We start from the raw sequence: 13,289 nt of genomic DNA on the forward strand, positions 1-13,289 counted from the left end.
TCGCGATCAAGTACCGGGATCCGGGATCACGTGAGGTCGGGCCTCGCTCGTTCGGTCAGCCCGCCCGAACAGCCGGCACTTATGACGCTTGCCGGGGTCGAAGAACGCTTCGATCTCCCGGGCCTCGCCTTCCGAGAGCCAACTCGCCGAGTACGACGTGCCGTACCAGTCGATCTCCCCTCCGGAGAGTTCGGCGATGGTGTCGTAGTCGTCCGGGTCGGTGCGGTCGCTGTAGTACCACGTGTCCCCGGCGCCGGCTCGCAGAAACTCCAGGGTGAAAGCCGGCGCGGATCCGGGTGCAGTGGCCTCGACCGTGACGAACAGGTACCCGCAGTCGCGGCCTTCCCGGCGCATCGACGCCACGCGCCCGTCGAACTCCCACATCGGCTTCTCCGGATCCTTCACGCGCTCACCACCACCGTCGGTGGTCGACATGGTAGTTGTTCTTCCACTTACCCTTGTCGGTAGCACGCCACTGGAAGTTCGACTGATACTTGCCGAGCTTCTTCTTGTAACTCGGCGGACGGTACTGCCGCAGTTTGTTCTTCGACAAAAGGAACTTTCCACCTGGGCCGACCCGGGTGGCTCCCCGGCCGACCCAGACCCGTCCCGCGATCCTCGACGTGACACGCCAGGCGCGGATACCGCCGGCCATGCCTTTGCTCGCAGCAGCGGTACGAACGATCTTCGCCGCCTTGAAACCGATCTTCGCGGCGAAGCCCACTGCAGCGACACCCGCGGCGATGTACTTGGTGGCACCGGCGGTCAGAGCCGACGCGGCGAACTGCGCGGCGGCCGCCCAGTTGCCCTGGATGACGTTTCCGACCGCGGCGACCCCACTGGCCACGGCACCGATCGGACCGGGAACCCAGGAAACCACCTCGGCAACCTTCGTGACCGCGGAAACGATGGAACTGAACCAGGAGTTGCCGTCCAGGTCCATCGCGTTGACCGGGTCACCGGCGGTGTAGTCGTAGTCGTTCGCGGAACCACCGTCCACCGGATCGACGGAGAGGAAGCGGCCGAGCAGCGGACTGTAGGGGCGCGCTCCCATCTGCACGATCGAAAGCCCGCCGGCGTGCTCGTAACCACGCTGGTACTGCCCGAGCCAGCCGTAGTCCAGCGAACCCGGCGAGTTGTCGGGCACGTTTTGCGAGTCGACCGCCCCGTTCGACCGCAACGGCTGCCCGAACGGGTCGAACGTCCGCAGCTCGCCGACCCGGTGCCCGGACGCGTCGGTCGTCATCACCAGATCGCCGCGAACCGACGGGTGGTCGTACGAGCTCGCCGAAGCACCCATCGCGGTGAAGTGCACACCACCGGGCAAGGACAGCGACACCGAGGTGAGCCGGCTGTCGGCGCTCAAAGTGAGGTCCGGCGTGTCGCCGTCCCCGGTGAAGCCGTACCGGACGACGGTGTTGTTGTCGCAGTCACGCGGGTCGCGGCGGGTGATCCGGTTCGTCGCGTCGCGGGTGTAGGAGACATCGGCGACGAGCGCGGGGACCGGCCCACGGGTGCTGACCCCGATGTTGCGGTCGGAACCGTCCCAGCGCAGCGCCGTCGTAGTCCCGTCGACAGCCTTCCAGCTCGTGGTATTGCCATCGGTGTCGTAGGCGAACTCCGACAGCACCGTCGCACCTTCGGTGGCGAGAAGCCGGTCGGCGGCGTCGTAGCAGTATCGGGTTTCGGCGGTGCCCGCAGCGGTCTGGTCCAGCAGCCGCATCCGGTTCGTGTTGAGACCCGCGTCGGCCTGCGTGCCGGTGGGGCAGGTCGCCGAAGCCGGTGACGTGAAGTCGTAGGTGTAGTGGTGACCGGTGACGTAGGCCTCGGTGAGCCGTCCTGCGGTGTCGTAGCCATAGTTCGAACCGTCCGGCCTGGCGTCCACCCCACCCAGCGACTCGTCGGTGACGGTGCCGGCGGCGGTACGGGTCACCTGCGACACGACGTCCTTGCCGTCGGCCGTTCGCCAGCCGAGGGCCAGGAGGCGCGCCGCGTTGTCCTTGGTGATCGAGGTCAACGCCGTGCCGTTGCCGTACGTGACGGAGGACAGTTCGCCGGCACCGTCGAAGCCCACGGTGGCGAGCACGACGCCATCCAGCTTTTCCGTGGTGACCCGGCCCGCGTCGTCGTAGCCGAACGAGATCGTCCGAGCGGCGTCCGCGGTGGACGGCGGGGTCAGCGTCGAGCTCAGCGTCCGCCCTGCCTGGTCATAGGCGGTGGTGGTGCGAACCCCGTTGACGTCGGTGTAGGCGACGACCCGGCCGAGGAGGTCCACCGTGGTGGTCACGGTGCCGTTCTCGTCGGAGATGGAACTCGTGAGCGGGTCACCGCCGACCGCGTAGTCGTGCGTCACGGTCCGTGCCGGTGCGTCCGCGCTCGCGGGCACGGTCTCGCGCAGCGGCCGGTCGCGGGCGTCGTAGACCGTGCAGGTCCAGGCACCACCGGTCGATTCGGCGACCACCCGGCCGGACGCGTCATAGACCTGCTCGTCCACTCGTGCCGGCCCCGACGCCGGCGCGGGCGAGGTCGTCAGCTTCGGCAGTCCGCCCTGGTTCAAGGCGGCGGTCCCGGGCGCGCAGGGATTGACCCGCGACTCGGTGTCGCCGTAGTAGCTGTAACCGGTCTTGGCGCCGGTGGCCTTGGTCTTGGCCGTCTTGCGGAGGTAGCCGGTGCCTGGCGGTTCATAGGAGACCGCGCCGGTGATGTTCGCGCCGGACGGGGCAGCCTGGCCGGACGTGGCCAAGCCGTAAGCCGGGTCGAGGCCGTTCTCACCGAAGCGCGTAACCGCGTTCTTGTCCGAGACTCCGCCCGATTCCGAGGCGGTCGTCGACGTCTTCAGGCCGTACCGGGGCTTGAGCTGGGTGCCGGGAACGGGCTGTTGCACGCCGGTGGGCGTGGTCCAATGCAGCTCTAATTGCGCTGTCAGGTCGAACTCGTAGTAGTCGACGCGGATGCGTTTCGCCTGCCCCGCGCTGTCGCTGTGGACTACGCCCTGGCGCCAGGCCGGAGTGGTGTTGCGCCAGTCGTCGATGACGATCTGGTCGTCGACCCAGACCCGGACACCATCGTCGGCGAGCACGCGGAGGGTGTAGTCGCCGGCGGCCGGGAAGACGATGTCACCGCTCGCCCGGAGACCGAAGTGATCGGCGGGAACAGCAGCGTTCGGGGCGTCGGTGTTCCAGTTCTTGACGAACGTCCCGTCCGCGGTGCCGAGGCCTGTGCTGTAGGTCTTCGGCAGGCCTGAAAGCTGATCGTTGCCGAACCACGAAACAGCCAGTCCGTTGATGCCCTCGTCGTAGCCGCTGTGGCCGTGTGACATCCCGCCGGGGCACGAACCACTGGGCAGCTGCCCGGAGAAGCACGACGCTGGCGCCGGTCCGTACGAGTCGACCGGGCGGTCCGCGTAGTCGTAGACCGTCGTCGACTTGCGCCCGGCCGGGTCGGTGGTCGAGAGAGCGAGGTCCTTCGGGGACCATTCCTGGGAAGTGGTCCGGCCTGCGGCGTCCGTGGTCGACGTAGTGCGGTCAGCGTCGTCGTAGGTGACCTTCGAGAAGAACCCGGCCGCCGGGTTCAGGCCGGCGATGTCGGTGAACGTCTGGCGGTTGGCGGGGTCGTAGCGATAGGCGCGGCTCGGCCTGGCCTGCCCGAGGGCCGGAACGGCGGAGACGACCGAGGTGGCCTTCGGCTTGGCGGTGGTGTCGTAACCGACTGTGTGAGTCAGGTCGCCTTCGCTGGCTTTGCGGTTCCCGGGATCTGCGGCGATCCAGTCGTTGGCGACGCTGTCCCGCATGCCCGTCAGCAGACCCTGCGCGTTGTAGCCGTAGTCCGTGATCTCCGAGCCCGGGTCCTCGATCCGGCCGAACTGGTTCCCCCCGACGTACCAAAGGCGCGTTTCGGTGTCGTCCCAGTAGCTGATCCGGCAGAGCATCTGCGAGGGTGGCAAAGCCTGCGCCCCGCTCGGCGGCGTGGCTCCGCCGTAGCAGTCGTCGCCTGCGCGGTTGTAGTGGAGCACCTGCGAGCGCTGGGAAACGGGGTCCTTGATCTCCCGCAGCCGAGAAGGCACACCGTCGTAGATGTACTGCAACGCAGCGGGCTTGCGTGCGTCGGCACTCGACGACTGGCTCTCCAGCTTGCCGTCGGCACGGAAGACGAACACGTCACCGCTGTCCGTCAACGTGACCTTGCCGCCGGCATCGACACCGAGCACGCCGTCCTCGTCGGCCGGCGGTGCGTAGCCACCAACGCTCTTCTTCGTCCAGGTGTGCTTCGCACCGGTGGCGTCGGTCAGGACGACGTTCTGGTCGGTGACCTTGGCCTCGGTGTAGCTCGAGCCCTCACCGTCCAGGTCGGCCGAGAGCGTCCAGCCCTGCGGCAGCACCGGCAGGTCCGAGGTGAACAGCCAGTCGGCCGGGACGATCTGCGGGGCGACAGTGGTGCTGTCGGAGGTGCGGACGAACAACCGCATCTTCGCCGCACCGGTCGCTTCGGCGTTCTCCACCTTGATCGGCACCCGCTGCCCCGCGGTCAGCGAGACACCGGTCGTCTGGGTCCAGTTCAGATCGCTCGCGCTGTTGACCTCGTAGACCTTGGCGCCGTTGATCCACACGGTGCCGCCGTCGTCATGCACCCCGGCGAACTGATAGGTCCCGGCGACCGGGGCCTGGAAGAACCCCTCCCAGCGGGCGACGAACCAGTCCGCGGGCAGGGCGGGGGCGAACGGCGAGTCGGTGCCCCAGTCGACGTTGACCTGCGGCTCGGGCCGCACCAGCACCGGCTGCTGCGCGTCATTGATGATCCCGTTGTGCGACAGGTCGACGAAATACGACGCCTTGAGGCCCTTGTTCTCCGCCTGCTGCGAGTTGTACGTCAGGGTCAGACCCGCGTTCCCGGCCACCGTGGTGAACGTGGGCAAGGACTGCGACGTCGTCACGTTGCCGTTGGCGAGGTTCACACTCACCGGCCCGGCGTCGTCCACGGGCGAGGGGCCGTGGTCACCGATCCGCTGGTCGATCTTGAGGTGGCCGATCCACGTCGGGGTGATCGTCGTGGCGCCGCTGTAGGTCATCGCCTGCCAGGTGTAGGCGACGCCGTCCTGCAAGATCCCTGCCGGAACCGTCCAGGTCGGCGTGGTCAGGCAGCCGGACTCGACCACGACACCGGACTTGGCGTCGGCGCCGGTGGCGATGCGGAAGCAGTACTTGACGGCCTCGCCGTCCGGGTCGGTGACCGGGTTGACCGACAGCGTCGGGGTCAGCGACGTCGACACCGTGCCGTCCGCTGGGGCGACCAGGGTCGCGGCCGGGGCCGGGGAGCCGGTGTCGACGGTCAGGGTGGCGTTGAGGTTCTTGTACGTCCACGTGCCGGCGTTCTCCGCGCCGATCATCATGAAGAACACCGAACCGTCGCGGGCATTGACCCGGTCGCGGATGAACCCGGTCATGCCTTCGCCGACGAAGCTACCGACGTCACCGACCAGCGCGCTGGTCATGTAGCCGCCGACACCGTTGAAGTTGAACGCCGACGCGTGGTATAGGTTCGCGTTCCAGGTCTTGAGCGAGCCGACGACGCTGGTATTGCGGGTCAGGTCCATGCGCGCGCCGACGACGGTCTTGCCGAACAGCGGCGAGTAGTCCATGTGGAAGACGCTGCGGTTGTAAGTGTCACCATTGGCCTGGCTGTTGCCGATCCGCAGCCCGCACGCGTCACAGCCGGTGCCGTCGGAGCGGTAGGAGTGCGACTCGGTGACGCCGTAGGTGAAGGTCGGGTCGACGGACACCGGGTAGACGCGCTTGGGGTCGCGCAGCCAGTTCGGGTCGACCGCGACGGTCAGCCACCAGGCCGCGCCGGCTTTGTCCAGGGTGTAGGTGCCGCCGGTCATCGCCGGCGCGGTCTCGCCGTTGCCCGCGGAGTCCCAGGTCTCGATCGGCGGCAGCACGATCTTCGCCGCACCCGCCTGGTCGGCCAGGGTGACCGCGCCGTTCTTTTCCAGCTTCGGCGTCAGGTCACCGGTGGTGAGCTTGAACTTCCACGACGAGCGGCCGTCGGCCGGCGGGCGCTTGAGCTTGATCGTCTCCTTCACCGCACCCGGCGTGACCTCGTAGTCCAGGTCCGTGCCGGCGGCGACCTCAGGGTAGGTGACCGAATCACCCTTCACCGCGGCCGCTGTCGGAGCGGCCTGGTCGAGGGCCAGTCCGGCGGTGTGGCCGCCGGACTCGACCTGCAGCACCGCCGCGTCGTTGGCCTTGGTGGCCAGGGACGGGCTCAGCGGGTGGTTGTCGGCGTCGGCGCGCTTGGTCGCCGGGTCGGTCTCCAGGGTGGTCTGGACCGGCTGCCACTGACCCTTCTCGTCCTGCACGTTCAGCGGCTGGTTCGACTGCCGCACCGAATGCGTGCCGTCCGGATTGACGTACTCGGTGGTGAACATCGACCGCGACACCGGCGTCGACCGCTGCGGGTCGAAATGCGTGCCCGCTCCCCCGTCCAGACGGCTCTGGGCAGCGAAATCCGCCTTCGACGGCGCCTGCGGCGCGATGGGCGCAGGCTGCGGTGAGGGCAGCAACCCGACGTCGCGCGGGTCGATCGGCTTCGGCGCTTCGGCCAGCCGCGGCGGGGCCGCGATCGCTTCGGTGCTGCCGACGAGCAGAGTCATCGTCAGGGCGAGCACGAGTGCTCTGACCCAGCGGACCAGATGGACAGGACGCGACAACCGCAGCACGACCAGTTCCTCCCCCGGCGACCCGGCATCTCGCCGCGGCCGCCCCCAACGGCCCGCGGAGCACAACTGCCGCCGCGGGATGGCGCTGGGCCTCCGCGCACGTCGTGCCCGGCTTGCCCAGGGTCGGGAATTCTCACCCCTCGCCCGCACCCTGCATCGCCGGAACCTCACACCGTCGTTACACCGTCAAGCGAGGTGAAGCACACAGTAGGCAACCGATCGCTGATCCGGTATAAGCCCAGGTCGCCGCCGCACGCATGCGAAAGTTCACCCGCTACGATCGCTCCCGGTCCCGCCGTCGCCGGACCCGATACGCCCTTTCGGCAGGAGACCCATGGCCCAGCCCGCGCTCGACGCCCCGGACGTCACCGCACCGATCCCGCGCACGACCGCGAAGGTCCGGCGGACTTCCGCGCCGCCGCTCGGCGTCTCGGCACTGTGGGTGTTCACCGCCGTTCCCGCTGCGCTGGCGCTTCTCGCTGCGGTACGCGCGCCGAAGATGCACGTGCTGCTCGACTTCTGGCACGTCTTCGCGAAGATCACGGACGACAACGGCCATCTCCTGCTCGGCCAGGTCTTCACCTACCACCTCGACCAGCCGTTCGTCGTGCCGTCGCTGCTGTTCTACGCCGATGCGGCGTGGTTCGACGGCGACAACCGCGTCCTGACCGTCCTGACCATCGCCCTGCTCGCAGTAGCGGTGTTCGCGCTGCACACGATGCTGCCGCGACACCTGAACACGACGACCCGAGTGGCACTGACCGCGGCCATGTCCTGGCTGCTGTTCAGCTCCCACGCCACCGAACTGTGGCTGCAGAGCACGAACGGCATCAGCTGGGTCCCCGCGGTGACGTTCTGCACGATCGCGATCGCCTGCGCTCACCACGGCCGCCCGATCGGCGCATACGTGGCCGCCGCGCTGGGCTGTCTCAGTTTCGGTGCCGCGTTGCCGATCTGGCTCGCGATCGCCTTCATCGCGTGGCTGCGCAAGGAATCCCGGCTCCACGTCGTGGTCCCTGCGGCAGCCGGGATGGTCATCCTCGCGGCCTGGTGGCTCACCAAGCCCGCCGGAACGCAGTCCGGGGCGACCGCCGCCTTCGACCCGGACGGACGGCTCTCCGTCGTCGCCGCCGCGGTCGGCGGACTGTGGTCGGTGGACATTGCCGTCCTCGCGGTCATCGCCGGCGGCCTGACCATCGCCATGCTCGCCCTGCTGCTACGCCACACGATCACCGACCGGCCGACGGCTGACGCCGGGTGGGCAGGTCTGGCTTGCTACGCCTTCGCGCTGGCTTTGATGCTCGCGCTCGGCCGGACCACGACGAACGTCCCCGGCGGCAACGTCGGGCTGATCAGCCGGTACGTCCTGGTCGCGGCGCTCGCCACGATCGCGCTGCTCGTTCTGACCACGCTGCACCGTCCACAGTGGTCACAACGCTACCTCGTCGTGGCGGTCGTCGCGCTGTCCCTGGTTACGCACGCCATCGGCGGCGGCAAGGCCGACCAGGTGCGCCGCAGCTATACGCCGCTGAGCCTGTCTGCGATCGCTCTCCGAGTCGACGCGCCCGCGGCGCTGGAGGCATTGCACATCCAGCGCGCCGCCGCCCCCGCGGCTCACGCGTTGCGTGCCTACCCCTTCAGCAGCGCCTTCACTCTCGGCTGCCACGGCCCCGAACTCGGCAGCCACCTCGAACTGACGACCGCGCAACCGATGTCCACCGGCGGCCCCGGCACCGCACGCGGAGCGCTCGACACTCCCGCCACCGACGCCGGCGCCATCACCACCGGCTGGGCCGTCATCAACGGCACCCAGCCGGATTGCATCCTCATCACCGACCAAACCGGCACGGTCACCGGCGGCGGCATCACCGGTCTGCCGCTCACCGCCGGACAAGCCACAACAGCCTCACCCGGCGCCACGGCCTGGCAGGCAACAGCAGGCCCGATGAACGGACCGCTCACAGTGCTCGCCGTCCAGAGCGGACGCCTCTACCGGATCAGCTGAACCACGGGTCAGCGCTCAAGCCACGGAGCCAGCAACGCCTCGAGGTCAGCGTCCGACAGCGCACGCGGTCCACCGTGGAACTCGTGCCACCGCGAAGCATCCCGCGCCGCGTTGTACTCCACCTCGAACGCCCGCATCAGCACGTACATGAACGTCACCGAACTGAACCGCTCACCCAGCAACGTCCGCGCCTCACGCGCGACGTCGGTGGCGCCACCGAAATCCGAGAGCTTCAACGATTCCGCAGCCGGATCCAACAGGCTCGGCGCATACATCACGACAATTTCTCCATCACAAAAGCAGAAACGAAAACTCAGCCTTCGGCGGCCAGCTGACCACAAGCGGCCGCGATCTCCTGACCCCGAGTGTCCCGCACAGTACAGGCCACACCGCCGGCGTTGACCAGCCGCACGAACTCCCGCTCCACCGGCTTCGGCGACGCGTCCCACTTCGAACCCGGCGTCGGATTCAACGGAATCACGTTCACGTGCACCAACTGACCCAAGTGCTTCCGCAACCGCTTCGCCAGCAACTCCGCCCGCCACGGCTGGTCATTGATGTCCCGGATCAAAGCGTACTCAATGGACACCCGACGCCCGGAAGTGTCGGCGTAGTACCGAGCAGCCGACAGAACCTCGTCCACCGACCAGCGCTCGTTCACCGGCACCAGCGTGTCCCGCAGCTCGTCGTCCGGCGTGTGCAGCGAAACGGCCAGCCGCACCTGCATCTTCTCGTCCGCCAGCTTGCGAATCGCCGGCGCCAAACCCACCGTCGACACCGTCACCGACCGCTGGCCGATCCCCAGCCCACCCGGCGCGGGATCGGTGATCCGCCGGACCGCGGCCACCACACGCTTGTAGTTGGCCAGCGGCTCACCCATGCCCATGAAGACGATGTTGGACAGCCGGCCCGGCCCACCGGGCATCGTGCCGTCGCGCATGACCGCTGCGGCTGACCGGACCTGGTCCACGATCTCCGCCGTTGACAGGTTGCGGTCGAGGCCGCCCTGGCCGGTCGCGCAGAAGGGGCACGCCATACCGCAGCCGGCCTGGCTGGAGATGCACAGCGTCGCGCGGTCCGGGTAGCGCATCAGGACGCTCTCCAGGAGCGTGCCGTCGTGGGCGCGCCACAGCGTCTTGCGGGTCGCGCCGTTGTCGGCCGCCAGGGCGCGGACCTCGGTCAGCAACGTCGGCATCAGGTCCGCGACCAGGCGGTCCCGCGACGCCGCCGGGATGTCGGTCATCTCCGCCGGGTCGACCGTCAGGCGCGAGAAGTAGTGGTTCGACAGCTGCTTCGCGCGGAACGGCTTCTCCCCCAGCTCGGCGACGGCGGCGGCGCGCTCGGCCACCGAAAGGTCGGCGAGGTGGCGCGGCGGCAGGCCGCGCTTGGGAGCGTCGAAAACGAGCGGGAGGGCAGTCATAACCGCACCAGTGTCCCACGCGACCCGAGCCACTGCCCGGGCCGCCCTGGCCGGGTGTACGCCAGGTCACCCGCGGACCGGACGGCGCCGCCGCCGTCCGCCCTGGCTAGATTGTCGATCGCCCGGTGAAACCGGCCGGGGCGCTCGTGAGTCCAAGGGCGGACGAAAGAGGTGAGCCCGTGCGGAGCCGTTTCATCCTGGCCGTCGCGGTGGTGCTGGGCACCGCCGCGTGCAGTACCGCCACCGGTGGTCAGGCACAGCCCGTCCCGACCGTGACCAAGGTCGCCGGGCCGCAGGTCGTCGTGGCGACCATGCACGTCGCCCTGCCCGTCGGGACGCGGTACACGGACAAGAGCCAGGACGGCCTGCTCGACGGCTGCGTCGCCGAAGGCAGCGCCGTCTGCCACGCGCGGCTGCTGGACCTGCGCGAAGCGGCTTCGGACCCCAACGCGCCCCTCAACCTGCCCAGCGCGAAGCGGCCCTTCGGCTGGTACACCGGCACGGACGTCCCGACCTGCATCACCGCCGCGTCGCCGCCCGGGGACGCCGCCGTCGCGACCGGCAGCGATCTCCTCGACTCCGGCTTCAAGCCGATCGGCCCCAAGAAGGCCGAGTACGGCAAATGGCAGGTCACCTGCCAGGACGCGACCCAGAACAACCAGGTCCGGATGTGGTGGCTGCCGACGAGCAAGATCCTCGTGGTCGAGTACGGGTCGTCCCGCGACTGGGACGAGAAGATGGACGCGATGCTCGCCGCGGCGACCTTCAGCTGACGACGTCCAGCGCCGCCCGGATGATCGCGTCCGTGTCGATGCCGTGGTGGCGGTACACGTCCTCCAGCGACCCGGACTGACCGAAGCCCGTGACGCCCAGCGCGACCGACGGCACCCGGTTGATCCCGGCCAGGAACGCCAGCGTGTGCGGGTGCCCGTCGAGGACGGTGACCAGCGGCTTCGCCCGCGAAGCCGGGAACGCCTGGTCGAGGATCCACGACTCCGCGCCGCCCCGGCCCGACCGGGCCTGCAGAGCCTCGAACAGCAGGCCCGGGCTGGTCACGCACACGACGTCGGCCTCGACGCCCACCTGCGCCAGCCGCACGGCCGCCGCCAGGGTGTCCGGCACCAGCGCGCCCATCGCCGCCAGCGTGACCGCCGGGGAAGACGCACGGCGCAGCAGGTACGCGCCCGCGACGGCCTGACGGCGACGGCGTTCGCGCGCCGCCGGGTCGGTGGGCACGTCGGCCAGGGTCTGGTCGACCGGGCGCGTGGAGAGCCGGAAGTACGACGACGTGCCGCCCGGCTTGCCGAGCCGGCCGAGCGCCGCCAGCAGCGTCCACTCGGTGTCGATCGCGAACGCCGGTTCGTAGCTGACGCAGCCGGGCTGCTCGATGCCGATCGACGGCGTGGTGATCGACTGGTGCGCGCCGCCTTCCGGGGCGAGCGTGACGCCGGACGGCGTGCCGATCAGGATCGACTGCCCGCCCGCGTAGATGCCGAACGACCACGGCTCCAGCGCGCGCTCGACGAACGGGTCGTACATGACGCCGATCGGCAGCAGCGGCTCGCCCCACCGGCTCCAGGTCGCGCCCAGCTCCCCCAGCAGTCCCACCAGGTTCGTCTCGGCGATGCCCAGCTCGACGTGCTGGCCGGTCGGCTTCTCCCGCCAGTGCATGATCGTCTCGGGGTCGTCCTCGAACCAGTCGCGGCGCTCGGTCGCCGACCAGACGCCGACCTTGTTGACCCAGCCGCCGAGGTTGGTCGTCGAGCTGACGTCGGGGCTGACCGTCACGACCCGCTTCGCCGCTTCGGGCGCTTCGCGCGTCAGGTCGAGCAGCACGCGTCCCAAAGCCGCCTGTGTCGTCGCGGTCCCGGACGGTGTCCGCCCGATGTCGACGGGCAGCTCGAGCGACGGCACCGAAGGGATGTCAGGACGGCGAAGGCGCGAAGCGACTTCAGTGCACAAGACCGCTTCAGGCGACCCTGATGCGAAGCCCTCCCACGGCGAAGCGAGGTCCGTCCCCAAGGAGGAAGCCAGCTCCTCCATCTGCGCCACGGTCAGCAGCGACGAGTGGTTCTGCGGATGTCCCTGCGTCGGAAGCCCGCGCCCCTTGACGGTGTAGCAGAAGATCACCGTCGGGCGACTGTCCGAAATGGACGCGAAGACCTCGTCCAGCGACCCGAGGTCGTGGCCGCCGAGGTTCCGGATCGCGGCCAGCAGAGTCTCGTCGTCCAGCGAAGCCACCAACGCGGCCAGCGCGGCGTTGCCCGCCGGCAGCCGGTCGCGCAGCTGGGCGGCGTCGCACCGCAGCAGCCGCTGGTACTCGGGGTTCGGCATCGCGTCGATGCGGGCCCGCAGCTCCGCGCCGCCGGGCCGGGTGAACAGCTCCTCCAGCAGCCGCCCGTACTTCAGCGTCAGCACCTGCCAGCCGGCCGCGTCGAACATGCCCTGCAGCCGCCCGGCCGCGATGTTCGGCACGACGCGGTCGAGCGACTGGCGGTTGAGGTCGACGATCCAGACGATCTCGCCGAGCTCCGCGACACCCGGGTCGAGGATGGCCTCCCAGATCGCGCCCTCGTCCAGTTCGGCGTCGCCGACCAGCGAGTACTGCCGGCCGGTGCCGGCCGACGAGCCCCGGGTGGTCAGGTAGCGGCGGGCCAGCGCGCCCCAGATCGGCGCGGTGGCGCCGATGCCGACCGAGCCGGTCGAGTAGTCGACGGGGTCGGGGTCCTTGGCGCGGCTCGGGTAGCTCTGCAGGCCGCCGAACTCGCGCAGCGTCGGCAGGTAGGCCTCGTCGAGCTCGCCGAGCAGGTAGTTGATCGCGTGGAGCACCGGCGACGCGTGCGGCTTCACCGAGACACGGTCCTCGGGGCGCAGGTGCCGGAACCACAGCGACGTCATGATCGAGACCAGCGACGCGCACGACGCCTGGTGCCCGCCGACCTTGAGCCCGGACGGGTTGGGCCGGACGCGGTTGGCCTGGTGCACGATCGCGGTGGCGAGCCACAGCACCCGCCGTTCGATCGCGGCGAGTGTGCCCGTCTCCCGATCGGTCGCGGAGGCCTGAGTCATCGTCGACACCCTTTCGTGCAGGAAGCGCCCCCAAGGACAGCACTGGTGGACGCAACGCACAACCGATGTCGCCGGAAGTG

At 69.4% G+C, this 13,289-nt stretch carries 7 protein-coding genes; 2 read left to right on the plus strand and 5 right to left on the minus strand.

Features of this window, described 5'->3' with window-relative positions; translation table 11 throughout:
- Nucleotides 1–6 precede the first annotated feature (6 nt).
- Entirely contained in the window at nucleotides 7–435 is a 429-nt protein-coding gene (locus tag QRX60_RS00740) for a hypothetical protein (RefSeq protein ID WP_285998857.1), read from the minus strand.
- The gene (locus tag QRX60_RS00745) at nucleotides 410–6,715 is read right to left on the minus strand and encodes a PA14 domain-containing protein (RefSeq protein ID WP_285998858.1); all 6,306 of its coding nucleotides are present in this window, start codon (nucleotides 6,713–6,715) and stop codon (nucleotides 410–412) included. Before QRX60_RS00745 ends, QRX60_RS00740 begins: the two co-directional genes overlap by 26 nt.
- A gap of 334 nt (nucleotides 6,716–7,049) precedes the next feature.
- Between QRX60_RS00745 and QRX60_RS00750 the strand changes: the two genes are divergently transcribed.
- The gene (locus tag QRX60_RS00750; RefSeq protein WP_285998859.1) at nucleotides 7,050–8,720 is read left to right on the plus strand and encodes a DUF2079 domain-containing protein; all 1,671 of its coding nucleotides are present in this window, start codon (nucleotides 7,050–7,052) and stop codon (nucleotides 8,718–8,720) included.
- A gap of 8 nt (nucleotides 8,721–8,728) precedes the next feature.
- Here QRX60_RS00750 and QRX60_RS00755 read toward each other — a convergent pair whose 3' ends face one another.
- Complete coding sequence (locus QRX60_RS00755; RefSeq protein ID WP_286003464.1) at nucleotides 8,729–8,995, minus strand: hypothetical protein; 267 nt, start codon at nucleotides 8,993–8,995, stop codon at nucleotides 8,729–8,731.
- A gap of 38 nt (nucleotides 8,996–9,033) precedes the next feature.
- A complete protein-coding gene (gene rlmN / locus QRX60_RS00760; protein ID WP_285998860.1) occupies nucleotides 9,034–10,140 on the minus strand; it encodes a 23S rRNA (adenine(2503)-C(2))-methyltransferase RlmN in 1,107 nt (368 codons plus the stop codon).
- Nucleotides 10,141–10,319: 179 nt separating this feature from the next.
- Here rlmN and QRX60_RS00765 point away from each other — a divergent pair, with 179 nt between their 5' ends.
- Nucleotides 10,320–10,913, plus strand: coding sequence for a CpaB family protein (locus QRX60_RS00765; RefSeq protein ID WP_285998861.1), 594 nt, complete (start codon nucleotides 10,320–10,322; stop codon nucleotides 10,911–10,913).
- Here QRX60_RS00765 and QRX60_RS00770 read toward each other — a convergent pair.
- Nucleotides 10,906–13,209, minus strand: coding sequence for a transketolase-like TK C-terminal-containing protein (locus QRX60_RS00770; protein WP_285998862.1), 2,304 nt, complete (start codon nucleotides 13,207–13,209; stop codon nucleotides 10,906–10,908). The two genes, QRX60_RS00765 and QRX60_RS00770, sit on opposite strands and share 8 nt — an antisense overlap.
- Between the last annotated feature and the right edge of the window lie 80 nt (nucleotides 13,210–13,289).

The organism is Amycolatopsis mongoliensis (genome assembly GCF_030285665.1).
GTDB lineage: Bacteria > Actinomycetota > Actinomycetes > Mycobacteriales > Pseudonocardiaceae > Amycolatopsis > Amycolatopsis mongoliensis.

Coding starts and splice junctions, on each gene's coding strand:
- QRX60_RS00740 (WP_285998857.1), bottom strand. CDS start 435: ATGTCGACCACCGACGGTGGTGGTGAGCGCGTGAAGGATCCGGAGAAG.
- rlmN (WP_285998860.1), bottom strand. CDS start 10,140: ATGACTGCCCTCCCGCTCGTTTTCGACGCTCCCAAGCGCGGCCTGCCG.
- QRX60_RS00755 (WP_286003464.1), bottom strand. CDS start 8,995: ATGTATGCGCCGAGCCTGTTGGATCCGGCTGCGGAATCGTTGAAGCTC.
- QRX60_RS00750 (WP_285998859.1), top strand. CDS start 7,050: ATGGCCCAGCCCGCGCTCGACGCCCCGGACGTCACCGCACCGATCCCG.
- QRX60_RS00770 (WP_285998862.1), bottom strand. CDS start 13,209: ATGACTCAGGCCTCCGCGACCGATCGGGAGACGGGCACACTCGCCGCG.